This window comes from Halomonas borealis (genome assembly GCF_004798905.1).
In the GTDB taxonomy this organism is placed as follows: Bacteria; Pseudomonadota; Gammaproteobacteria; order Pseudomonadales; family Halomonadaceae; genus Halomonas; species Halomonas borealis.
Map to the genome: position 1 here is coordinate 1 of NZ_SDMO01000106.1, position 249 is coordinate 249.

Genomic DNA, 249 nt, shown 5'->3' on the forward strand with positions numbered 1-249 from the left:
AGTAATTATTTCTGATAATGGTATGGGTATGAATGAATATATCATTAAGAATTACTTTTTAAATGTAGGAAAATCATACTATAAATCAAAAGACTTTTTAAACTATAAACATAGCTATAATCCAATAGGGAATTTTGGTATAGGTTTTTTATCTTGTTTTATGTTATCAGATGAAGTGCAAGTAATTACAAAACATTTTGACTCTAATAAAAAATATACTATTGAGTTGGAAAAGAATAGCGAATATAT

At 23.3% G+C, this 249-nt stretch carries 1 protein-coding gene; it reads left to right on the top strand.

The features are described from left to right. On the top strand, window positions 1-249 hold a 249-nt coding region (locus ETC07_RS15350), incomplete at both ends, for an ATP-binding protein (RefSeq protein ID WP_136249338.1).